Origin of the sequence: Kiloniella litopenaei (genome assembly GCF_000982415.1) — a bacterium.
Lineage (GTDB): Bacteria > Pseudomonadota > Alphaproteobacteria > Kiloniellales > Kiloniellaceae > Kiloniella > Kiloniella litopenaei.
Map to the genome: position 1 here is coordinate 1 of NZ_LANI01000001.1, position 22,791 is coordinate 22,791.

At 47.6% G+C, this 22,791-nt stretch carries 19 protein-coding genes; 6 read left to right on the forward strand and 13 right to left on the reverse strand.

The features are described from left to right. Positions 1 to 265: 265 nt before the first annotated feature. The 9 genes from WH95_RS00005 to WH95_RS00045 all read right to left on the reverse strand — a co-directional run bounded on the left by WH95_RS00005 (position 266) and on the right by WH95_RS00045 (position 12,271). Complete coding sequence (locus WH95_RS00005; protein ID WP_245622919.1) at positions 266 to 1,891, reverse strand: bifunctional metallophosphatase/5'-nucleotidase; 1,626 nt, start codon at positions 1,889 to 1,891, stop codon at positions 266 to 268. Positions 1,892 to 2,027: 136 nt separating this feature from the next. After that, entirely contained in the window at positions 2,028 to 3,419 is a 1,392-nt protein-coding gene (locus WH95_RS00010) for a phenylacetate--CoA ligase family protein (RefSeq protein ID WP_052741647.1), read from the reverse strand. 366 nt (positions 3,420 to 3,785) lie between these two features. Next, positions 3,786 to 4,772 carry an ABC transporter substrate-binding protein gene (locus tag WH95_RS00015; RefSeq protein ID WP_046501410.1) on the reverse strand — a complete coding sequence of 329 codons (987 nt, stop codon included), beginning with the start codon at positions 4,770 to 4,772 and terminating at the stop codon, positions 3,786 to 3,788. Between the two features lie 50 nt (positions 4,773 to 4,822). Then, on the reverse strand, positions 4,823 to 5,956 hold the full coding sequence (locus WH95_RS00020) for an ABC transporter permease (protein WP_046501412.1): 1,134 nt from the start codon (positions 5,954 to 5,956) through the stop codon (positions 4,823 to 4,825). Continuing rightward, positions 5,953 to 6,882, reverse strand: a complete 930-nt coding sequence (locus WH95_RS00025) for an ABC transporter permease (protein ID WP_046501413.1) — start codon at positions 6,880 to 6,882, stop codon at positions 5,953 to 5,955. Before WH95_RS00025 ends, WH95_RS00020 begins: the two co-directional genes overlap by 4 nt. After that, on the reverse strand, positions 6,872 to 7,810 hold the full coding sequence (locus WH95_RS00030) for an ABC transporter ATP-binding protein (protein WP_407060145.1): 939 nt from the start codon (positions 7,808 to 7,810) through the stop codon (positions 6,872 to 6,874). The genes WH95_RS00025 and WH95_RS00030 overlap by 11 nt, the downstream gene beginning before the upstream one ends. 147 nt (positions 7,811 to 7,957) lie before the next feature. Then, the gene (gene hydA, locus WH95_RS00035; protein WP_046501415.1) at positions 7,958 to 9,412 is read right to left on the reverse strand and encodes a dihydropyrimidinase; all 1,455 of its coding nucleotides are present in this window, start codon (positions 9,410 to 9,412) and stop codon (positions 7,958 to 7,960) included. Positions 9,413 to 9,427: 15 nt separating this feature from the next. Then, complete coding sequence (locus WH95_RS00040; protein ID WP_046501418.1) at positions 9,428 to 10,678, reverse strand: Zn-dependent hydrolase; 1,251 nt, start codon at positions 10,676 to 10,678, stop codon at positions 9,428 to 9,430. Positions 10,679 to 10,774: 96 nt separating this feature from the next. Further along, positions 10,775 to 12,271, reverse strand: coding sequence for a CoA-acylating methylmalonate-semialdehyde dehydrogenase (locus WH95_RS00045; RefSeq protein WP_046501419.1), 1,497 nt, complete (start codon positions 12,269 to 12,271; stop codon positions 10,775 to 10,777). A gap of 548 nt (positions 12,272 to 12,819) precedes the next feature. On the opposite strand from WH95_RS00045, the gene WH95_RS00050 reads away from it, so the two are divergent. Next, complete coding sequence (locus WH95_RS00050) at positions 12,820 to 13,461, forward strand: TetR/AcrR family transcriptional regulator (RefSeq protein ID WP_113771964.1); 642 nt, start codon at positions 12,820 to 12,822, stop codon at positions 13,459 to 13,461. A gap of 33 nt (positions 13,462 to 13,494) precedes the next feature. Continuing rightward, positions 13,495 to 14,130: a TetR family transcriptional regulator C-terminal domain-containing protein gene (locus WH95_RS00055; protein ID WP_046501422.1), complete on the forward strand. Its 636-nt coding sequence runs from the start codon at positions 13,495 to 13,497 to the stop codon at positions 14,128 to 14,130. A gap of 23 nt (positions 14,131 to 14,153) precedes the next feature. Here the strand turns inward: WH95_RS00055 and WH95_RS00060 are convergent, their stop codons facing one another. The 3 genes from WH95_RS00060 to WH95_RS00070 form a co-directional block, all read right to left on the reverse strand. Continuing rightward, positions 14,154 to 15,119: a DMT family transporter gene (locus tag WH95_RS00060; RefSeq protein WP_046501424.1), complete on the reverse strand. Its 966-nt coding sequence runs from the start codon at positions 15,117 to 15,119 to the stop codon at positions 14,154 to 14,156. Positions 15,120 to 15,223: 104 nt separating this feature from the next. Next, on the reverse strand, positions 15,224 to 16,531 hold the full coding sequence (gene preA / locus WH95_RS00065; RefSeq protein WP_046501426.1) for an NAD-dependent dihydropyrimidine dehydrogenase subunit PreA: 1,308 nt from the start codon (positions 16,529 to 16,531) through the stop codon (positions 15,224 to 15,226). A gap of 95 nt (positions 16,532 to 16,626) precedes the next feature. After that, positions 16,627 to 17,982 (reverse strand): NAD(P)-dependent oxidoreductase, encoded by a 1,356-nt coding sequence (locus WH95_RS00070; RefSeq protein WP_046501428.1) that lies wholly within the window; start codon positions 17,980 to 17,982, stop codon positions 16,627 to 16,629. 303 nt (positions 17,983 to 18,285) lie between these two features. Here WH95_RS00070 and WH95_RS00075 point away from each other — a divergent pair, with 303 nt between their 5' ends. Then, positions 18,286 to 19,044: a substrate-binding periplasmic protein gene (locus WH95_RS00075; protein ID WP_082113910.1), complete on the forward strand. Its 759-nt coding sequence runs from the start codon at positions 18,286 to 18,288 to the stop codon at positions 19,042 to 19,044. A gap of 46 nt (positions 19,045 to 19,090) precedes the next feature. Here WH95_RS00075 and WH95_RS00080 read toward each other — a convergent pair whose 3' ends face one another. Continuing rightward, on the reverse strand, positions 19,091 to 19,555 hold the full coding sequence (locus WH95_RS00080) for an Lrp/AsnC family transcriptional regulator (RefSeq protein WP_046501430.1): 465 nt from the start codon (positions 19,553 to 19,555) through the stop codon (positions 19,091 to 19,093). Positions 19,556 to 19,826: 271 nt separating this feature from the next. On the opposite strand from WH95_RS00080, the gene dgcN reads away from it, so the two are divergent. The 3 genes from dgcN to WH95_RS00095 are packed head-to-tail and all read left to right on the forward strand — an operon-like array spanning position 19,827 to position 22,681. Beyond that, positions 19,827 to 20,825, forward strand: a complete 999-nt coding sequence (gene dgcN / locus WH95_RS00085; RefSeq protein WP_046501432.1) for an N-acetyltransferase DgcN — start codon at positions 19,827 to 19,829, stop codon at positions 20,823 to 20,825. Continuing rightward, complete coding sequence (gene dgcA / locus WH95_RS00090) at positions 20,822 to 21,802, forward strand: N-acetyl-D-Glu racemase DgcA (protein WP_046501435.1); 981 nt, start codon at positions 20,822 to 20,824, stop codon at positions 21,800 to 21,802. The genes dgcN and dgcA overlap by 4 nt, the downstream gene beginning before the upstream one ends. A gap of 30 nt (positions 21,803 to 21,832) precedes the next feature. After that, entirely contained in the window at positions 21,833 to 22,681 is an 849-nt protein-coding gene (locus tag WH95_RS00095; protein WP_046501437.1) for a D-amino-acid transaminase, read from the forward strand. Positions 22,682 to 22,791 lie beyond the last annotated feature (110 nt).

Here is a 22,791-nt window from a genome sequence, read left to right on the forward strand (position 1 = left end):
CGCTGCACGAAGAAGAACTGGCCGGGATCCGAGCTTCTGACGTTCTGCTTGCAAAGGATAAAGACTGCCTGAACTGGATCTGCAAGTACCGCGAGCCAGCCCCAGAAGGTCAGGCTGGCGCACGTGGCGAGCGTCGCAGCAGACGCAGACGGGCCTGATAGATTTATCACTGGAAACAGCATCTGATAACCACATACAATAAAGGCCCCGCAATATGCGGGGCCTTTATAAATTTGATCACATCAAAGTTGAAATCACTTTCACCTTACTTTTGAGCCGTAATACGTCCGGAAACAGTTCCCTCAACCGGGCTGTTCGCCGTGATATAGTCAGCAAGGGCATCTTCCAGACTTGGGCCAAAATCATAGGCATCGATAGCGTGCTTTGCCAAAACGCTATAGCCATCACCACCGTTACGAACATAGTTATTCGTTACCATGCTATAGATTTTGTTCTCATCAAGAGCGACAAAACCGTCTTTTTCGTTGCCGACCTCAACAGAGACAACACGCGATCCCGGCTCGGCCTTTGGATCCCAAGTATAACGTGCCCCGGCAAGCTGTGGGAAACGACCAGCACCTTCTTCAACTTTTGACAGACCGTTTTCAAGCGCTTCGATAAAGTGCGCACCTTTTAGTTTGAAAGTCGCAATTGAGTTCTGGAACGGAAGAACTGTCAGCACTTCGCCCATGGTCACTGGCCCCGCATCGATAGAAGCGCGAACACCGCCACCATTCTGAAGCGCAATCACAGCATCGCCACCTGTAGAATTCACACGGGCAAGCATTGCATCAGCAACCATATTGCCCATGGCACATTCACCAGAACGACATACAGAACGTGAACCATCAATGGTACTAGAGGCTGATCCCACTTCACGCTTTTGAATTTCAGCCAATGGCTTGTTCAATTCCGCAACACGTGCCTTGATCTTTGCATCTTCGGGATAGGACTGATCCAACAGAACGGTATCCCCGCTCCAGCTCTTTAGATTGCCTTCATCATCAAATGTCAGGTTCAGCTCACCCATAAACTTGGAATAGGCATAGGCCTGAACAATCGGAACCTGCTTGCCGTCCGGAGCCGTTTCAACAACAGGGTAAGGGCCTTCGGCACGATCATTGGAATTTGAAAGCAGAGTATGACTATGACCACCAACAATTACATCAACACCGGTCAACTGTTTGGCAACCTCTTTATCACGCGGCACACCCAGGTGACTTAGCAAGATAATTTTGTTAACGCCCTGTGCCTGCATCTGATCAACGATTGGCTGAACGGCATTTACAGTATCAAAGAATGTAATGCTATCGCCCGGGCTTGACGTTTCATCCGTATCCTCGGCCAGAGCGCCGATAACACCGATTTTTTCGCCACCACGTTCCAAAACGATAGAGGTACCGTACTTACCACGAAGCGCTGATCCGGGTGCCGCAATGGTATTGGCACCAACGATAGGAAAGTTAGCTTTTTCAATAAACTGCAAAAAGACTTCGGGTCCATCATCAAATTCATGATTACCAATGGTCATGACATCAAAGCCGGTCATGTTCATCAGCTCAACAGCCGCCTGGCCTTTATAATTTGTATAAAACAATGACCCTTGGAACTGATCCCCGGCATCCAGAACCAATACATTACCGCCTTTTGCTTCCAGAGCGGCCCGGCGATCGTTCAATGCCTTTGAAACACGCGCAAAACCGCCAAAACATTTACCTTCGGCAAGGTCTTCGTCGCCACAGGTAGAATCATACTTGTTCACCGGCAAAATACGTGAATGTAAATCATTAATATGCAAAATGTTTAAGGAATAATCAGCCTGCACAGGTGCTGTCATCAAACATAACCCGGTTGCAATGGCTGCCACTCCGGAGAGGTGCTTTAACATCATGAACTCCCAAAAAGTTATTCTTGTTATAAGCGAGAAAGAGTAAAAGTCTTTTCAGGAACAGTCCACTGATAATTGAGAAAAAACAGTAGGAACCCAGCCTTACAAACCTTTTACAAGATCATAGGCCCGCAGAAATTTATTCAATCAAACTTTGAAACAATTCCAACTTTCCATTTGCAGACCGTTCCAGTTTTTTGTGTGAAACCACCCGCACTGTTCCAGAAAAAGGCAAAGACTTCTTGGCCCACATGGAAAGTGCTTTGGTCTGATCATCGGTTAGCTCTTCTTCCAAGGCGACATTCAGGGTTAATTCATCCAATGAAACCTGAACGATCTGGTATTCGCGAACAGGGGCAATCGTCAACATCTCGCCATAGGCCTTCGCCGATAAAGCAATCCAGCGATGTTCACCATCGGGCTGTCGCAACCTGTTTCTTTCCCGCCCCAGGATTGATTTCAGAACAGGCAAACCACGCCCACAGGAACAAGGCGTCCCCATGACACCGAAATCCCCAACAGCATAACGAATAAGCGGCATGGCAAAGTTATGCAAAGGCGTCACAACAATTTTCCCCGGTACACCAACAGGACAGGCGCGTCCATCTTCATCAACGACTTCCAGATAAACCCCTTCACTTTGAATATGATAATGATCATTCTCGGGACACTGTAACCCTAGATACCCAAGTTCACGCGTAGAATAAAGATCCGTAATCCTTACTCCAAAGGCCTGATCAACAAGATGACGCACTTTATCTGTCAGAACCTCTGAAATCGTTTCAATCTGTTTCAGGTTTTTCGGGCGTATTCCCTGTTGCAAACAATATTCGGCCAACCTTTGGATAACGCTTGGATAGGTAATCAGGAAATCCGGTTCATTTCGTAAAAGCCATTCGGCTTGTTCTTCGAGTTTTGCATTGATGTTAAGTCCAGCAATGGGCCCTGTTTCAATTAAGGCATCTTTGCCTTTTAATGCCCCCCATCCCTTACCCAAAGTTCCGGGGTATTCGGCAACACCTGTTTTGGCAATGCGAATATGTCCCAGTTTCCACGACGGATCCCTGCCGTGCCAAATGTGATCTCGGGTCGTAAAGGCACGCCAGAATACTCGACTTAACTGTGTGTTTTTGACTGCTATCGGCTGGCCTGTTGATCCAGATGTGTATTGAGTATTGATCTTACCGTGACTTTTTGGGGGATACTTCGAGAGAAGGTCACTTCCTTCCCCAGTGATATTACCCCGCTCAAGAACAGGAAGAGTATGCCAGGAATGTTGTAATTCCTGTGGTGTTCTTGGAACGGGAAAGTCTTTGTAATAGGGAACCGATTTAATGGCGTATTTAACAAGTTGAAAAAGCTGCGCAAACTGTGCTTTCTCTATTTTCTCTGCATCCCACCATTGACTGTTTTCCATTTGGGTCAGGGCTACAGTAATGGCCATGTTCATCGAATTTCCCAGCTTTGGGAATTCCAAATGAGGCACGGCACTGGTTATTTGATATGCATCCAGCCAGTTAAAATTCGGCAAATCCGCCCCCGACAACGCTCAAATATGATCAGAACAAGAAATTAAATCCGATTATGATTGGAGAATATCATACAGCAAAATGCATTTCAGGCATACAAGCATTCAAAAACACTGCTTTTCTGGCTACTTACTTTCCGAAATTATTTTGTTTTTAAGGAGCGAAATTATTTTTTGATGGTTCTTTGCTTTGGGGTACACCCTAGGACGAGACAAGATTAAAGGAAAACATGGCGACAGACAAAAACGACGCTAAACAAAAAAAACAGGCCATCCGAATTTCGAATGACCTGTTCTGAAAATATCTGATCTTTAAACAACTTTGCCCGAAAACAAACAACAGAATCAGGATATGCTTACCAAACAACATTATTTAATGGCATCAACCACAGCATGGGTCCAAGCGCCTTCTGGCTTTTTGGTAATCACAGGATCTGATCCACCGCTCAAAAGAGTATCAACAGTGCGTTCATAATCAGCAGGATCAAGTTTACCATCAGAACCAGCCGTCAGCTTGTTGATTTCGCCCATCATGCGGACCTGATGCTTTTCAGTCTGTGCACCAGTTGCATCATTTTCCAAAACAATTTCAGCTGCTTCTTGCGGGTTTTCACGTGCATAGTCCCAGCCTTTCATGCTGGCCGCAACAAATCGAGCCATTTTGTCAACAAAAGCAGGGTCTTTCAGATTTTCTTCAAGCACATAAAGACCATCTTCCTGTGTTGCGACACCCTGTTCTTCATACTTGAAAACGACCAGTTCTGATTCAGGAATTCCCGCATCAATAATCTGCCAATATTCATTATAAGTCATTGTCGAAACACAATCAGCCTGCTTTTGCAGAAGTGGATCAACGTTGAAACCCTGCTTTAAAACGGAAACACCTTCAGCCCCACCACTGGTCGGTATTTGCAGTTTAGACATCCAGCTCAGGAAGGGATATTCATTTCCGAAGAACCATACGCCAAGTGTCCTGCCCTTGAAATCATCAGGGGATGTAATGCCTGTTTCCTTGCGGCATGTCAGCATCATCCCCGATGTTTTAAAAGGTTGCGCGATATTAACCAATGGCACGCCCTTTTCGCGGGAAGCAAGCGCAGATGGCATCCAATCAACAATCACGTCTGCCCCGCCACCGGCGATAACCTGTGGTGGTGCAATATCAGGACCGCCTGGCTTGATATTTACATCCAGATCAGCTTCGTCATAGAAACCCTTGTCCTTGGCAACATAATAGCCCGCGAACTGTGCTTGTGTTACCCATTTAAGCTGTAAGTTCACAGTATCAGCAGCCTGTGCGACACCGCCAGCAACCCCAAAAGCCAACGCTGCAGCACCCAATAACAGTTTATTCATTATTATCTCCCTGTTGTGGTTCCATCTTAAAACAGAGTTAATCCGACGAATTAACGACTGCTTCGAAAAGATGGATGCCAAAATGTACATGCCCGTTCGATAACGACCATGATTCCATAAAAAGCAGTACCGGCAATCGCAGCTACTGCAATCTCAGCCCAGACCATATCGACGTTCATACGGCCCACTTCGGTTGAAATACGAAACCCCATACCAACAATCGGTGTACCGAAAAATTCGGCAACAATGGCCCCAATCATGGCAAGGGTAGAGTTAATTTTCAAGGCATTGAAAATAAATGGCAATGCCGACGGCAGACGAAGCTTGATCAAACTTTGCCAATAGCTCGCCGCATAGGTTTTCATCATATCCTTTTCAATGGACGAGGTAATGGATAACCCAGCCACCGTATTCACCAGCATTGGAAAAAAAGTCATGATGATGACAACAGCGGCCTTGGAATGCCAATCAAAGCCGAACCACATAACCATTATCGGGGCCACCCCGATAATCGGCAGAGCACTAACCAGATTTCCAATCGGCAGTAACCCGCGTTGTAAAAAAGGACTTCGGTCAATCAGAATGGCAGTTATAAATGCACTTCCACACCCAAGAACATATCCAATTAGAACAGCCTTCAGGAATGTTTGTTGGAAATCAGCCCAAAGGATATCAGTCGATGCCACAAACCGTGCCCCAATCATACTTGGAGGAGGCAAAAGCACCGTCGGTATTTCTAACCCGCGAACAACGAGTTCCCAAAGCAAGAGTAACCAAACACCAAATAATACAGGAACAACAATACTGTAGAAGCGCTTTGTGGCGGGTGTATTTGATTTCTTTGCCGAAAGCTGATCAACCAAAATCCAGGCCATCAACCATGCAGATACCACCAGACACCAGAAACCAGCTGTCAGATGTTGATCGGCAATATCAAGGCGGGCCAATAGCATCCATGCCCCGGCATGGGGCAGGATCACGAGCACCAGATCAGCAATCCACCCACTTAACCGATTGAGAATAATTGCGACCGACGCCAAAATGGAAACTAAAGCAAATGCCCCAAGACCACTGTCAGACCACAGTGAAACGGCTTCATTGTTAATCTCTGCCAAAGGTAAGATAACAGCCAGAAGTGAGAATAATGTGCTCAGAATGGCAAGTGATTGTCTGAAGCTAATCATTGTGCCATCCCCATCTTCTTTAGAACAATTTTATTGGATATACCAACCAGAGAAACCAGCCCGGCAGCCAACAAGGCCGCCGCAATCAATGCCGACCAGATTTGCACTGTTTGACCGTAATAGGACCCGGCAAGCAATCTTGCCCCTAACCCTTCGACGGCACCTGTGGGTAGCTCCCCAACGATCGCGCCAACCAAACTGGTCGCGATGGCAACTTTCATGCCTGTAAAGAGATACGGTACCGATGACGGCCAGCGCAGTTTCCAGAAAAGATCCCAGTTTGATGCGTTGTAGGTCCGCATCAGGTCGAGATGAATAACCTCTGGCGAACGCAAACCCTTAACAATTCCGACAGTAATGGGAAAGAAGCTGAGATAGGTCGCAATAAAAGCTTTGGGTAAAATTCCCTGAATTCCGATCGCATTCAGAACCACAATAATCATCGGGGCAATTGCCAGAATTGGTATGGTTTGGGATGAAATAATCCACGGCATCAGGCTTTTGTCCAAGCTGCGATTATGGACAATGCCTACAGCGAGTAAAATTCCCAGAACCGTCCCGATAACAAAACCCAGCAAAGTTGTCGAAAGCGTTATCCAGCTGTGGTAAACAAGTGACCGTTTCGATGTAATTTTCTTTAGAACTGTCGTCTTGTACAATTCTACCAACACCTGATGCGGCGCGGGCAGAACAGGGCGTTCTTGTTCCAGCGTATCACTGATAAGCTGGCTTGTTGTCCATTCAATATTATTCCGTTTGTATATTTCTTCCTGAAAAGGGCTGTTCAACATAACAGCAGAAAAATACCAAATAGCGATGATTGCCATGACAATCACCATTACAGGGCCTGTTTTCCCGGACATTAACCGAGACCAAAGTCCCTGCCCCCTGACGACGCCAGGAGAAATCAGAGCATCAGTCGTCATAGCTATGCCCTTCCTTCAGACCTTCACGTACGCGATGGGCAATTTCCAGAAATTCCGGTGTTTCGCGAATATCCAACCCGCGATCCCGAGGTAAATCACAATCAATTACATCGTAAATACGCCCGGGTCTTGGGGACATAACCACAATTTTCGAGGAAAGAAACACAGCTTCGGGTATAGAGTGTGTCACAAACAAAACTGTTTTGTCCGTTTTATCCCACAGACGCAAAAGCTGTTCATTCAAATGGTCACGGACAATTTCATCCAAAGCACCAAATGGTTCGTCCATTAACAGAAGTTCCGGATCAAAAGAAAGTGCACGTGCGATGGAAGCCCGCTGTTGCATGCCCCCGGAAAGTTGCCACGGATATTTCTTATCAAACCCGGCAAGATTGACGAGCTCCAGATTACGGGAAATCCGGTCCTGTCTTTCAGATTTAGGAATTCCCATTACTTCCAATGGCAGAGATATATTACCCGCAATGGTTCGCCAAGGGTACAGTGCCGGAGCTTGAAATACATATCCATAATCCCGGTTTAATCTGGCTTCACGCGCACTGACACCATTCACCAAAAGCTCACCACCCGTGGGCTGTTCCAGATCTGCGACCGCCCTGAGCAAGGTCGTTTTACCGCATCCGGAAGGCCCGATAAAAGATACAAAATCACCCTGATTGATGGTGAGATCAATATCAGACAGTGCATGAACAGGCCCGTCATTTGTCTCAAAAGTAAGCGACAATCCATTGATATTTATGACAGAATTCACACCCTGATCTTGTTGGATTGGAACTGTTTCAGCATTTATAGTCTCTGGGTTCATACTGTTTGTATCCATCTTTTTTGCCTGTTCGGCCGTCTCTTGTTTTGAACGTCCGCCGGCGCCAGTTGCATTGCCAGTTGTATTTGTGGCAGTCGATTGCAGCATGGCATAACTCCCTGTTTATAGAACTCTGTCTTTAGTGACAGTTATCGTTCTTGTTTTGAAGTGGCACAAAATTGGATTGTGCCACTCCTTTTTTCTTGCTGAAATCAATTCAGCTTGTACTTTTCACGCATAAAACAGCGGGCAAATCTATACGCCAGCAGGCATATTTTCAGCTTTGCGTTCTACTTTACGCGGTGCGGTGATTTCTTTCCACTTGGAAAGTGCTTTATTGACAGCCGGATATGAATCCCGCGCAACAAACTCACCATGCCCAGGCTCTGCCTTAACAGTGCTTTCTTCGACAGAAACCTTGCCCCGCGTCAGTGTAAAGCGAGGCAATCCCGTAACTTCCTTGCCTTCAAACACATTGTATTCAATGACAGACTGCTGGCTCTTTGCCGTAATTGTTTTTGAACGGTTCGGATCCCAAACCACCAAATCAGCATCCGCACCAACCATGACGGCACCCTTTTTAGGATACATATTCAAAATCTTGGCGATGTTTGTTGATGTTACAGCCACAAATTCATTCATGGTCAGACGTCCGGTACGAACGCCATGGGTCCACAGCATCGGCATCCGGTCTTCCAGCCCACCTGTACCGTTAGGAATTTTTGTAAAATCACCAATGCCAAAACGTTTTTGTTCAGCCGTAAAGGCACAGTGATCTGTCGCAACAACCTGAAGTGAACCAGATTGCAGACCAGCCCAGAGGCTGTCCTGATGCTGTTTGTTGCGGAAAGGCGGGGACATTACCCGTTGCGCAGAATGATCCCAATCGGGGTGCGCATATTCGCTATCATCCAAGGTCAGATGTTGAATAAGCGGTTCCCCAAAAACACGCATTCCCTTTTGACGTGCGCGGCGAATGGCTTCATGCGCCTGCTCACAGGACGTATGGACAATATAAAGCGGTACACCCGCCATATCGGCAATCATGATGGCACGGTTAGCGGCTTCGCCCTCGACCTCTGGCGGTCTGGAGTAGGAATGAGCTTCGGGGCCATTGTTTCCTTCGGCAAGTAATCGTTGTTGAAGGGTCGCAACGACGTCTCCGTTTTCCGCATGAACCAAGGGCATTGCCCCCAAAGCAGAACAACGCTGAAAAGATGCAAACATCTCATCATCATCAACCATCAAGGCCCCTTTATAGGCCATAAAGTGCTTGAAAGTATTGATCCCGCGGCCAACAACCTCTTCCATTTCATTGAAGACCTGTTCACCCCACCATGTTACCGCCATGTGGTATGAATAGTCTGCACAGGCAGCACCTGATTTCTGTTGCCAGATGGCCAGTGCTTCCATGAGGGACTGTCCCGGCGCAGGCAGACAGAAATCAACCACCATGGTTGTCCCCCCGGCCAAGCCAGCCCGCGTACCGCTTTCGAAATTGTCTGCAGAATGCGTTCCCATGAAGGGCATTTCAAGATGAACGTGAGGGTCAATCCCACCTGGCATGATGTAACACCCCGTGGCATCCAGGGTTTCATTGCCCGAGAGGTTTTGTCCGATTTCGGTGATTTTCCCACCTTCGACCAAAACATCTGCTTCGTAAGATAAATCTGCGGTAACAACAGTACCGCCTTTGATAACTGTGCTCATGATTTCACCCTTTCTTTATTCTACGATTTCAGCGGTTTCGACGACAGCATGGAATAAAACATCAGCCCCTGCACCTGCCCATTCAGGCGAAATTTCTTCGTCTTCATTATGGCTAAGCCCGTCAACACATGGACACATAACCATGGCCGTTGGTGCAACGCGATTGATCCAACAGGCATCATGTCCGGCACCGGACACAATATCACGGTGGGAATAGCCAAGGCGTACCGCAGCATTACGAACAGCAGAGACACAACCCTCGTCAAAGGTAACGGGGTCAAAGGCACCAGCCTGTTCAATTTCCATTGTCAGGCCGATTTCTTCAACAATCTCGCGCCCTTCAAATCGCAGAGCCTGTTCCATTGCAGTGATCACATCCTTGTTCGGATGTCGGAAATCAATGGTAAAGACCGCTTTACCCGGGATGATATTACGTGAATTTGGATAGATATCCATATGTCCAACAGCCCCCACCGCATGCGGGGCATATCGCAAGGCAATATCGTTCACCAATTCGGTAATACGTGCCGCGCCCAGACCCGCATTTACACGCTTTGGCATCGGTGTTGAACCTGTATGGCTCTCCTTACCCGTTAGCGTTACCTGTAACCAGTTCAAACCCTGACCATGGGTCACGACACCAATATCGACATTCTCGTCTTCAAGGATTGGTCCCTGCTCAATGTGGAGTTCAAACATTGCGTGGAGCTTTCTCTGCCCCACAGGTTCATCCCCGACAAAGCCAATGCGTTTTAGTTCATCGCCAAATTTCAACCCTTCGGCATCTTCGCGGTCATAAGCCCAGTCCTGGGTATGAACCCCGGCAAAAACGCCGGATGCCAACATCGCAGGGGCAAAACGCGTCCCCTCTTCGTTGGTCCAGTTCACAACCTCAATCGCTCGCTTGGTCTTGATGCCCATATCATTCAGGGTACGAACAATCTCAAGTCCTGCAAGAACCCCGAGAACACCGTCATACTTTCCACCCGTCGGCTGTGTGTCCAGGTGAGAGCCGACCATCACAGGTAACAAACTCGGGTCCGTTCCTTCATGACGGGCAAACATATTCCCCATGCTGTCAATACCGACGGTCATGCCTGCCTCTTCACACCAACGTCTAAACAGGTGGCGTCCCTCGGCATCTTCATCGGTTAGGGTCTGGCGATTATTTCCTCCGCGAACACCGGGACCAATCTTTGCCATCTCCATCAATGAATCCCATAATCTGGGGGAATTGATATGCATATTATCGGCTGGTTTGCTCATGATAAGCTCCCTGAAAAAATATTTTCTTTTAATTCGTTGTCTCTATTGAAAAAGGCACCGGAACCAAGCTGTTCGCCGTTCCCGATGCCTTTTATCTTAATCCATATTCGGGAAGGTAAAGACCGCGCCTTCCTTGATGCCTGCGGGCCAACGCGTCGTCACCGTTTTCAACCTGGTATAGAAACGTACACCTTCGGGGCCATAGATTGAATGATCCCCAAAAAGAGACCGCTTCCATCCACCAAAGGAATGATAGGCAACCGGCACAGGAATTGGCACATTCACACCAACCATGCCGACCTCGATATCATCGGCAAATGACCGGGCCGCATCCCCGTCACGAGTGAAGATTGCCGTGCCATTTCCATATTCATGTTTGTTAATTAAATCAACAGCATGATCGTAATCTTTGGCGCGGAGGACGGATAGAACCGGGCCGAAAATTTCTTCTTTGTAGATCGTCATATCATCGGTGACACGGTCAAAAAGTGTCCCGCCGACAAAGTACCCCTCTTCATAACCCTGTAGCTTGAAATCACGCCCATCAACGACAAGATCAGCCCCCTGTGCTACGCCTTGATCAATATAGCCAAGAACCTTTTCCTGATGCGCTTTGGTAATGACTGGCCCCATATCCGCATCGGCATCTGTACTTGGGCCAATGCGCATGCTTTCAACCCGGGGCTTGAGAATTTCAACCAGCTTGTCAGCCGTCTCGTCACCAACAGGAACAGCAACCGAAATCGCCATACAGCGTTCCCCTGCAGAACCGTATCCGGCCCCCATCAAAGCATCAGCGGCTTTATCCATATCCGCATCCGGCATAATGATCATATGGTTTTTGGCACCACCAAGGGCCTGAACACGTTTGCCTTTTGCTGTTCCACGAGAATAAACATATTCCGCAATCGGTGTTGACCCGACAAAAGATATTGCCTTCACATCCGGATGATCCAAAAGCGTATCAACGGCTTCTTTATCACCATGAACAACGTTCAACACACCATCGGGGAAACCTGCTTTTTTAAAGAGATCCCATACCAGCATCGGGGCAGACGGGTCACGCTCTGACGGTTTGAGAACAAAGGTATTCCCCGCAGCAATTGCGATTGGATACATCCAAAGCGGCACCATCGCAGGGAAATTAAAAGGCGTAATACCAGCAACAACCCCCAAAGGTTGTCGATCTGAATAGCTATCCACCTGAGGGCCAACATTACGGCTGAACTCGCCTTTTAGAAGCTGTGGAATACCACAAGCAAATTCAACAACCTCGATACCACGCGCCACTTCACCCAAGGCATCATCATGCGTTTTGCCGTGTTCACGGCTAATCTCGCGCGCGATGTCATCCGCATGCGCATCCAGTAATTCCTTGAAACGGAACATATAACGAGCACGTTTTAGCGGCGGCGTTGCGCCCCACTCTTTTGCAACGGCTTTGGCAGAAGCAACCGCCTGGTTGACTTCATCAACCGTCGAAAGAGGAAGCTCTGCAATTTGTTCGCCCGTCGCCGGGTTAAAAACCTGAGAACTTCGCGTACTGGAAGAAAGGCGTCTTTCGCCCGCAATGGCATTACTGATCCGTTCCATTTTCACCACCCATAAATTAATCAAGCGCTAAAACGCTTTTACATTTCAATTTATCGCATCCTGTTTGCACATACATTTCGCAAACAGAAAGCAACCTATGACGAATGGCCGTAGGACAACGGGGGTGAAGGAAAAGATAATGTTTTACGCCAACAACAGATATCTGTTGTTGCGTCATAAAAAGGTAAGCAGCCAAAACAACATAAATCGTTACTCTATACTTTCACGGTTTTTGTTGTTTAGATTTAAAAGATAACTCAACGAACAAGATATCTTTGGCATGAAGTTCGATCAGATCAGTTGTTGCCACCTATTTTACGCATGTACCTATACTCCCTGTACTACCGGTGTCTTAAGTCCCCGGCCTTGTTTTTATTTTGGCAGTTGTTTAACCTGCCTTGATAATTATTTACTTTATGGTCAATATTTAAGATCATTTTCTTAAATTCCTGACCATTTGGTCAAATTAACGCTACTAAATCCTGACCATCTGGTCAACACTAAAAACACATGCCGGATCCCGCCGGGACAACACGGCAGGAAACAAAATGATAAAAACGGAAAGAGCAATAAAATCAAACTCTAAGGCAAAGGTTCGGCAAGAAAAAGAAAAGATAATTCTCAAGGCTGCCGAGAGTGTTTTTGCCGAGTATGGTTTTCAAGGAGCAACCACCAGTATGATTGCTGAAAGGGCAAAAATCCCCAAAGCTAATCTGCACTACTACTTTCCTACCAAACAAGCCCTTTATCGCCAGGTTGTTGACAACATTTTTAACATATGGCTACAGGCTGCTGATTCATTTGATGACTGTGACGACCCTGTCGAAGCTCTGACCCGATATATTGAAAAGAAAATGGATATATCTCGTGAAAATCCCATGGGGTCAAAAGTCTGGGCTAATGAAATTATTCGTCGCGCCCCCGTTATTCAGGACTATCTGGAAACAACGTTAAAGGATTGGACAGAATCAAGAGTGTCAATCATTCAACGATGGATAGATCAGGGGCGAATTAACCCTGTTGACCCTCAATATTTGCTCTACATGATCTGGTCAACAACACAACACTATGCCGATTTCAATCACCAGATCGAAACCTTGAACGGTGGTAAGCCCCTAAGTGATAAGCAGTATCAAACAGCAAAAGACAATGCTATAGAGATTGTTCTCAAGGGTATCGGAGCCCGATAGGTCAATCCTTTAAGAGGAAAAAAATTAGTGGTCATGAACCCAAGAGCCGGTCAAACAAAAAAACGTACACGCATACAGGCAAAAAACGAGGCAAAAATACTGGAAGCAGCCCTTGATATTTTTGCCACTTTTGGTTTCCGTGGCACAACCATTGACCAGATTGCGCAGAAGGCAGAAATGTCAAAGCCGAACCTGTTATATTATTTCCGGCGCAAAGAAGATATTTATATCTCGGTACTTGAACGAACTCTGGATGAATGGTTAACCCCACTAACAGAACTTGACCCGGACGGCGACCCCATCGAAGAAATTGGTAAATACACCAGCCTGAAACTAAAGATGTCCCAAAACGACCCAACCGCGTCACGCCTGTTTGCCAATGAAATCCTTCATGGCGCACCGATGATTGAGCACGTTCTAAAGGGATCACTCAAGGATCTGGTTGATGAAAAAGCAGGTGTCATTCACCACTGGGTAAAGACTGGAAAATTGGCCAAGGTTGACCCTTATCACCTTATTTTCATGATATGGGCTACAACACAGCACTATGCAGATTTCAAAATTCAGATGCGCGCCATATTAGGTGATGCGGTCGATCAACCGGATTACTATGAAAAGGCGGGACAGACCATCAGCACAGTCTTTTTTGAAGGCATCAAACCAAGGTAAGACCTTTTAGGTCTGTCCACTTATCAATCATTCCGAGATTGATCCGCACTTCTTTGCAAGAAAATCATAGCTGAGGCCGTAATGATCACACCGATAATCAGTTTCATATCGGGTACAGAACCAGAAATGATACTTTGAATAACAAGGACAATCGCAGGGGTCAGAAAAGTATAGGCCATCACCTTTGCTGCGGGCAGTCGAAAGCTTGCAAACTTCAGCAGATAAAAAGTCAAAGCTGTATTGCACAGGGCAAGATATACAATCGCAGCATAAATTGACCAATCAAGCTGTCCCCACGGACTTGTTCGAATATCATCAAACCCATAGATACCCAGCAAAATCATACCAGCGACAAGGGTCCAGAACGTTAGAACCAACAGGTTTTCACCACCATGGTATTTGCGGACAAACGGCGAATAGGCACTGTAACTAAAACAACCAACCAAGAATATCAGCTCTCCCTTACCAAGGGAAAAGTTGAGTAAATTTTCTATACTGCCGCCAAAAACAATCCAGATTGCCCCAAGAGCCGCGATAATAAGGCCAACCCACAAACGAAGAGTTGCTCGCTGTCCTAACAAAAAGAAGGCAATAACAGCTGTCATCATTGGAATAAGGGTAAAGACGGCCCCCAAGTTAACCGCACTGCCCCAACGAAGGCCTTCGAACATTGTGATAAAAAAGACGACGAGCAAAAAGCCAAGCCAGAAATATTTAAGAAGCAAAAGGGGGCCAGGCCCCGATCCCTGCCACGGCCATTGTTTTTTTACCAACAACAGCAGCCCAAACGCGCCAGAGGCAATAACAAAGCGGAGGAATGTCAAAGCACTGGGGTCAAGTGCATGCGTTATCGCTGAACCAACAGGAAAAGACGTACTCACAAAAAAGATGAACAGCAACATGGCACCATGCGCTGTTCGATTATTTGATGTCTGATTATCAGAGTTTGGGGATAGCGTTGACGCTTCCGGATTAGATCTGACTGACACGCTATCTTCCTTTAATGGCTCGATAATTCTTTTCAAGCCCGAAAAAAATCAGGCCGCGAAAGATAACGCGTCAGATAAAAATTACCAGATCAATATTAACACCCCTATTCTGCAGCTTTCGCAGCAGAAGGATTATTTGGATGCGTTGTCCAGTTTGCATAATCATGATCGATAGGCTTGTTTGTCCGCGGATCACTGCCTTCGGTCATCTGCTCCATGGTAATACAGTTTTCCACGGGACAAACACTGACACAGAGGTTACAGCCAACGCATTCCTCGTCAATCACCTCAAACTTACGAACGCCATCAACCATTGAGGTAATCGCCTGATGTGACGTATCTTCGCAAGCAATATGACAACGACCACACTTGATACAGGCATCCTGATCAATTTTCGCCTTGGCAATGTAGTTCAGGTTCAAATACTGCCAATCGGTTACGTTCGGTACAGCACGACCCACAAAATCATCCAGTTTGTCATAGCCCTGCTCGTCCATCCAGTTGGACAGTCCCGCATTCAGTTCTTCAATGATTTTAAAGCCATAGGTCATTGCAGCCGTACAGACCTGCACAGAACCGGACCCCAGCGCCATAAACTCGGCGGCATCTTTCCAGGTTGTGATCCCGCCAATACCGGAAATCGGCAAACCATGGGTTTCCGGGTCACGGGCAATTTCAGCAACCATATTCAGCGCAATAGGCTTCACGGCCGGACCACAATACCCACCGTGTGTTCCCTTGCCATCAACCGTTGGGTTTGGTGCCATTAAATCCAGATCAACAGACACAATAGAATTAATCGTGTTAATCAGGGAAACCGCATCTGCACCACCGCGGTGCGCCGCCCGTGCAGACTGACGCACATCGGAAATGTTTGGTGTCAACTTTACGATCACAGGCATATCAGTATGGGTTTTGCACCAACGGGTGACCATCTCGACATATTCAGGCACCTGGCCAACAGCCGCACCCATGCCACGTTCAGACATACCGTGTGGGCAACCGAAGTTCAGCTCGACCCCGTCACAACCTGTGTCTTCGACACGTTTGAGGATATCAATCCAGTTTTGCTCTTCGCAAGGAACCATCAGGGAAACAATCAAGGCACGATCCGGCCAGTTCTTTTTTACCCGCGTGATTTCTTCCAGATTGATTTCAAGTGAACGATCTGTAATCAGCTCTATATTATTAAGCCCCAACAAACGGCGGTCCGGGCCATGGATTGCCCCGTAACGCGGGCCATTTACATTAACAACATGCGGGTTTTCACCCAATGTCTTCCAGACCACGCCGCCCCAGCCAGCTTCGAAGGCACGCACAACGTTATATTCTTTATCTGTTGGTGGTGCAGACGCCAACCAATAGGGGTTCGGGGATTTAATACCGAGGAAATTGCAACTAATATCAGCCATAATCGTATTCCTTAAATAAGGAGTGTCGTAAGAGCGGGAATATTCTGAAAATTAATAATATTCCCAAAGTGATAAGCAGTAGCCAGCGACTGTTTCTAAGCGCTCAGCACGTCATTGATTGCTTCGGCAGCAACCTTTCCGTCCTCTACCGCTGCGACGGTGAGATCTTCACCACCCGCGATGCAATCCCCCCCGGCCCAGACATTACCCAGGCTGGTGCGGCGATTTTCATCTACCTTGATACGACCACTATCCAGTTCAATTGCTTCGGCAGATCCGTTCAACGGGGCCGCGACAAAGTTCTGACCAATTGCCTTGAACACCATATCAGCATCCAGGGTCAGGGTTTCCCCCGTGCCCGTCAAAGAACCGTTTTTATTTTCGGTATATTCACATTCAATGGCGACAACCTTGCCATTTTCACCGATCAGTTTGTTTGGCTTGATCCAGTGACGGATTGTGACACCGTTGGTTTGTGCCAGTTCCTGTTCATATTCACTGGCGTTCATCTGCTCCTTGCCGCGGCGGTAAAGAATTGTCACTTCTTCTGCGCCCAGCAACTTGGTCTGAACTGCGACATCGATCGCGGTCATACCGCCCCCGATGACAACTACTTTACGGCCAACAGCTATTTTCGACAGGTCCTTTGCCTGACGAAGATCGGCAATGTAGGAAACCGCATCCAATACGCCATCCAGATCTTCACCTTCGGCACGCAAGGCATTAATACCGGCAAGACCCATCCCCAGGAAAACCGCATCAAAATTCTGTCTAAGATCTGCAAGGGAAATCGTCTCGCCAAGGCGATTGCCATTTTCGATGGTAATACCACCAATAGAAAGCAGGAATTCTACTTCCTTCTGGGCAAAATTGTTTACGGACTTATAGGCCGCAATACCGTATTCATTCAGGCCGCCAGCTTTTTCACGGGCATCATAAACAACCACATCATGACCGTGCATCGCCAGACGGTGTGCACAGGAAAGTCCGGCTGGCCCGGCACCGACCACAGCAACACGCTTGCCTGTCAAAGCCGCGCGTTTAAAAACCTTATCCCCATCCTCAAGAAGGTGATCTGTCGCAAAGCGTTGAAGCAGACCGATCTTAACGGGCTTGCCCTCTGCTTCTTCACGCACACACGCTTGCTCACACAGCGTTTCTGTTGGGCAGACACGGGCACACATGCCACCAAGGATATTCTGTTCAAAAATCGTCTTGGCAGATCCTTTGGGATTATCCGCAGCAATCTGGCGAATGAACATCGGAATATCAATTGATGTCGGGCATGCAACGGTACATGGTGCGTCATAACAGAAATAACAACGATCTGCTTCGACAAAGGCCTCGTGCTTACTAAGTGGCGGATGGATATCGCTAAAATTCTTGCTATAGTCTTCATCTTCAAGACGGCTAGACTGGATATCGGGTCGACTACCGGCGTTGGTACTCATCCAAAATCTCCCTGACGTATATATAATTATTATACTTTTGACGTTAGATCCGCCCTCTTGTGGGGTGGTATCTATCCCTGTTTGGTATAATTCTAAAGTGAAATGGCAAGGCTAGTCAATTTTTTTTATCATTTGATAAATTTTTTACATACACACGAGAAGTTTTATTATTATTTTCAATTAAGTAACCACGAAACTTAGAAACAACATTTTGTGCGTTTATTGATAATAAATTACATTATTCGACGATTAACATTTGTTTGCTATACTTACAGGGCTTGCTGACAGCCTAAGGTAAAATAAATGTTAGTGACAAAAAAACGATACCGAACATTATGCGTCTTATCCGTTTTACTTACTCCTTTGCTGTTATTAAAACCAGTAATTGCTAACGAGATAATCAGGTACGGGTTTTCTCATTGGCCGCCCTATGGGATGACGGAACAACCTCAGATTTATGGTATCAATTATGATATCGGTCTAGAGCTTGAAAAACGTTTGGGTATCACATTACAGCCCAGGGTTTGCCCTTTCAAACGGTGCCTGCTGGAATTGGAAAATGGCTCTCTGGATCTGTTTTCCGGGGTGGCAAAAAATGAAGATCGTGAGAAATATTTAGCCTATTCCACGCCGCCTTATTCCGCAGTATCAGTTGTATTTTATGTCAGAAAGGGCGAAGCAAATATCCTTGCTAACTATAACGATCTTTATAAATTAAGGGTGGGATACGTATCCAAATCTCATTACTTTGACCCCTTTAATAAAGATACAGCTATTTCCAAAGTTGACGTCGCAAAAGAACAAATGCTGTTGCCCATGCTCAGTTCAAACCGAATTGATACCTATGTCGGCACAGACCCAAATGCATCGTATGAAGTCCTATCCAAAGGCTTTAAAGGACGACTGGAAAAAGCAGACTACAATCCCGATGTCGAAGTACCGCTTTATTTTGCCATGTCCCGCAAATCTAAACATCTGGCTTTGCTCGATAAAATTGGCCGAGCCATTCAGGACATGCACGATGATGGCACCATGAAACGAATACACGATAAGTATCAATAGTCAAAAAGATCAGCAATCTGAAGGTCCGATGACATTAAAGCGTGCTTTAAAGGTTATCGGCCACAGGATATCCGCGCCAGGGTCTGACCGTTCGCAGGGTAAAGTTAGATTGCATGTGTGCCACGCCCGGCAATCGGGACAAGGCAGATCGGTGAATACGTTCATAGTCCGCAACGTTCTTCGCCACGATCCGCATTAGATAATCAGCCTGTCCGGCCATGAAATAACATTCAGAGATTTCAGGCGTTGCCTTCACGGCGGTCTCAAACTTGTCAAAAGCCTCTTCACTCTGGGATGTCAGGGTTATTTCCATAAAAATCTCGATGGAATAGCCCAGAGCCTTGGGATCCAGCCTCGCCACATAGCCTGCGATCTGACCATCAGATTCTAAAATCTTCACACGGCGATGACAGGCCGAAGGGGACAAGCCAACCTGATCCGCCAAGGTTGCGATTGGTATTCTGCAATCCTTTTGAATAGCTGTAAGAATTTTCGCATCTATCTTGTCCATCGAATATTTTCCTGTATCTTGACTGTATTTTAGAAATTTATTTCAAAAATAAAATCATAGATACTAAAATTTAGGAAACATTTCGAGGTCAATCTTGTCATAATATTCGCAAAATTGACCAAAACTGGTCCAAACTGGCCCAAACTGGTAAGACTATACAAAATAGTTTCCAGAGACGACCTGCCAGAAACCAAACTGACTGTCATCACCCGACAGTACATAAGAACACAACCTTGCATCCCAAAAGAGATGCAATGCGGGAGTAACAAGTATGAGCATTAAAACACCTTATCTTCTTTTCCTCGGCAACGCGGCTGATCCCCTTGCTGCCAAGGTCGCCCAAGGTATTAAAGACTGGCGTCCGGAAAACTGTGTCGGGCAGCTTCGTCTGGATGGCTGTAACGCAGATCTGGGCTTGACCGACATGACACCCGCCGAAGCCGTTTCCAAGGGCGCCAAAAGCATGGTTGTCGGTGTTGCCAACCGCGGTGGTGTTATTGATGCAACCTGGGTAAAGGCCCTGATCGAAGCTATGGAAGCGGGCCTTGATCTGGCCGCAGGTCTTCACAACAAGCTTGCCGATGTTCCCGAACTGGCAGAAGCCGCAAAACGTTTGGGCCGTGAAATCCACGATGTACGCCACCCATCCCGCAGCTATCCGGTGGCCGCAGGCACAAAACGTCCGGGCAAACGCTTGCTGGCCGTGGGAACAGATTGCTCTTGCGGAAAAATGTATTCCACCCTTGCCATTGAAAAAGAACTGCGCGCCCGTGGGGTCAAGGCTGACTTCCGCGCAACAGGCCAAACCGGCATCCTGATTACCGGGGACGGTGTTTCCGTTGATGCCGTGGCTGCTGATTTTATTTCCGGTTCCATAGAAACCCACGCCCCCGCCAATGATGACGACCACTGGGATATCATCGAAGGTCAGGGATCGTTGTTCCATGCCTCTTTCGCTGGCGTAACACTCGGCCTGATCCACGGGTCACAGCCCGATGCTCTGGTCCTTTGTCACGAGCCAACACGCACACACATGCGGGGTCTTCCAGACTTTGGGCTGCCATCCATCAAGGAATGTATGGAAGCCAATCTTGCAGCGGCTAAACTGACCAACAAGGACGCAAAATTTGTTGGTATCGCAATCAACACGTCAAAGCTGAGCGACGAAGAGGCCAAAGCCTATTTGGCAAAAACAGAAGAAGAATTCGGTTTGCCAACGGTTGATCCTGTACGCACAGGCGTTGCCGCAATCGTGGATAATCTGTCATGAGCCGCAAAGTAACAATCTCTTCTACCCCTTGGCCAATCCGCGGGTCCTTTACCATTTCCCGTGGGTCCAAAACCGAAGCTGTCGTGCTCAACGTTTATATCGAAGAAGACGGCATCAAGGCACAGGGCGAGTGCGTTCCCTATCCTCGCTATGGTGAGTCCGTAGAATCTGTTACTGCACAGATCAATGAAATCCTGCCCACGCTCGAAGCTGGCATGACCCGTACTGAACTGCAAACCGCCATGCCCGCAGGTGCCGGACGCTTTGCCGTTGATGCCGCACTTTGGGATCTGGAGGCCAAAAAGGCTGGCAAACGAGCGTGGGAAATCGCTGATATCGCGATGAAACCCGCCACAACGGTTTACACCCTGTCGCTGTCCGATCCGGAAACCATGGAACAGGATGCCCGTGACAATCAAGACAAGCCGCTTCTAAAGCTCAAGCTGGGCGGCGAAGGTGATCTGGCCCGTGTTGCAGCGGTGCGCAAAGGCCACCCAACAGCGCGTATCGTGGTTGATGCCAACGAAGCCTGGACCAAAGAGGTATACGACGCCATCGTACCCGAACTGGTCAAGCTGGGCGTGGAAATGATTGAACAGCCTTTCCCCGCAGGTGATGACGATCTGCTCAGGGAGCTGGATCGTCCGATTACAATTTGCGCTGATGAGTCCTGTCACGATCGTGCCTCCCTACCCAAGCTTGTTGGCAAGTACGACATGATCAACATCAAGCTGGATAAAACCGGTGGCTTGACCGAAGCCCTCGCCATGAAACAGGAAGCTGAAAAGCTCGGCTTTGAAATCATGACGGGCTGTATGCTGGGATCTTCCCTTGCCATGGCCCCGGCCATGGTTGTTGCCCAGGGCAGCAAGGTTGTGGATCTGGATGCGCCGTTGCTGTTGGCAGAAGATTGTGAACCCGGTCTGGTTTTCACGGGTGTTGAAATTGCCCCGCCTGAAAAAGCACTCTGGGGTTAAGACCCTATAGGGTCATAAGGAATAAGAGATATGAGCAGAACAGTTTATGTAAACGGGTCTTACCTGCCCGAAGAAGACGCCAAGGTTTCCGTTTTTGATCGCGGATTTCTTTTTGCCGATGGCGTTTACGAGGTTTCCACCGTGTTGGAAGGCCGTTTGATCGACAATCAGGCGCATCTTGTCCGCCTGCAACGCTCGCTGGATGAGCTGCAGATGACCAGCCCGGTTTCCATGGATGACATCGTGACCATTCAAAACGAGTTGATCAAACAAAACGGCCTGAAAGAAGGCGGGCTTTATCTGCAAATCACCCGGGGTGCCGCAGATCGTGACTTTGCTTTCCCGAAAGATGCCACCCCGTCACTGGTTATGTTCACACAGGAAAAGAACCTGCTGAACAGCCCCGCTGCGGAACGCGGCCTGTCCGTAATCTCTGTTCCAGATATTCGCTGGCAACGTCGGGATATCAAGACCGTTGGCCTTCTGGCTCCGGCCCTCGCCAAACAGGCCGCCGTGGTTGCGGGCGCAGACGATGCGTGGATGTACGAAGATGGTTTTGTGACCGAAGGCAGTTCGAACAACGCCTATATCATCAGCAAGGAAGGCAAGATCATCACCCGCCATCTGGGCAATGAAATCCTGCACGGCATCACCCGCCGCGCTGTGCTTTCCCTTGCCAATGAAGCCGATATGGAAGTTGAGGAACGTCCCTTTACCCTCGACGAAGTGCGCAATGCTGCCGAGGCTTTTGTGACCTCTGCCACGACCTTTGTGACGCCCGTTGTCTCCTTTGATGGCGAGAAAATTGGCGATGGCAAACCGGGTGCTTTGACCAAGCGTTTGCGTCAGCTCTATATCGAGCAGGCACTTAACAGCTAAAAGCACAAAAACAAGTTAATAACTTAATTATAGGGGCTGCACTGAAATGTTGCAGCCCCTATACTCTTCCCAAGTCACTTTTCCTCTGGGCATAAATAACAACATACAGA

Bases quoted from the DNA above. Each gene is read 5' to 3' on its own strand.
- WH95_RS00005 (WP_245622919.1), bottom strand. From the start codon at position 1,891: ATGATGTTAAAGCACCTCTCCGGAGTGGCAGCCATTGCAACCGGGTTA.
- WH95_RS00015 (WP_046501410.1), bottom strand. From the start codon at position 4,772: ATGAATAAACTGTTATTGGGTGCTGCAGCGTTGGCTTTTGGGGTTGCT.
- WH95_RS00020 (WP_046501412.1), bottom strand. From the start codon at position 5,956: ATGATTAGCTTCAGACAATCACTTGCCATTCTGAGCACATTATTCTCA.
- WH95_RS00025 (WP_046501413.1), bottom strand. From the start codon at position 6,882: ATGACGACTGATGCTCTGATTTCTCCTGGCGTCGTCAGGGGGCAGGGA.
- WH95_RS00030 (WP_407060145.1), bottom strand. From the start codon at position 7,810: ATGCTGCAATCGACTGCCACAAATACAACTGGCAATGCAACTGGCGCC.
- hydA (WP_046501415.1), bottom strand. From the start codon at position 9,412: ATGAGCACAGTTATCAAAGGCGGTACTGTTGTTACCGCAGATTTATCT.
- WH95_RS00040 (WP_046501418.1), bottom strand. From the start codon at position 10,678: ATGAGCAAACCAGCCGATAATATGCATATCAATTCCCCCAGATTATGG.
- WH95_RS00045 (WP_046501419.1), bottom strand. From the start codon at position 12,271: ATGGAACGGATCAGTAATGCCATTGCGGGCGAAAGACGCCTTTCTTCC.
- WH95_RS00050 (WP_113771964.1), top strand. From the start codon at position 12,820: ATGATAAAAACGGAAAGAGCAATAAAATCAAACTCTAAGGCAAAGGTT.
- WH95_RS00055 (WP_046501422.1), top strand. From the start codon at position 13,495: ATGAACCCAAGAGCCGGTCAAACAAAAAAACGTACACGCATACAGGCA.
- preA (WP_046501426.1), bottom strand. From the start codon at position 16,531: ATGGCTGATATTAGTTGCAATTTCCTCGGTATTAAATCCCCGAACCCC.
- WH95_RS00070 (WP_046501428.1), bottom strand. From the start codon at position 17,982: ATGAGTACCAACGCCGGTAGTCGACCCGATATCCAGTCTAGCCGTCTT.
- WH95_RS00075 (WP_082113910.1), top strand. From the start codon at position 18,286: ATGTTAGTGACAAAAAAACGATACCGAACATTATGCGTCTTATCCGTT.
- WH95_RS00080 (WP_046501430.1), bottom strand. From the start codon at position 19,555: ATGGACAAGATAGATGCGAAAATTCTTACAGCTATTCAAAAGGATTGC.
- dgcN (WP_046501432.1), top strand. From the start codon at position 19,827: ATGAGCATTAAAACACCTTATCTTCTTTTCCTCGGCAACGCGGCTGAT.
- dgcA (WP_046501435.1), top strand. From the start codon at position 20,822: ATGAGCCGCAAAGTAACAATCTCTTCTACCCCTTGGCCAATCCGCGGG.
- WH95_RS00095 (WP_046501437.1), top strand. From the start codon at position 21,833: ATGAGCAGAACAGTTTATGTAAACGGGTCTTACCTGCCCGAAGAAGAC.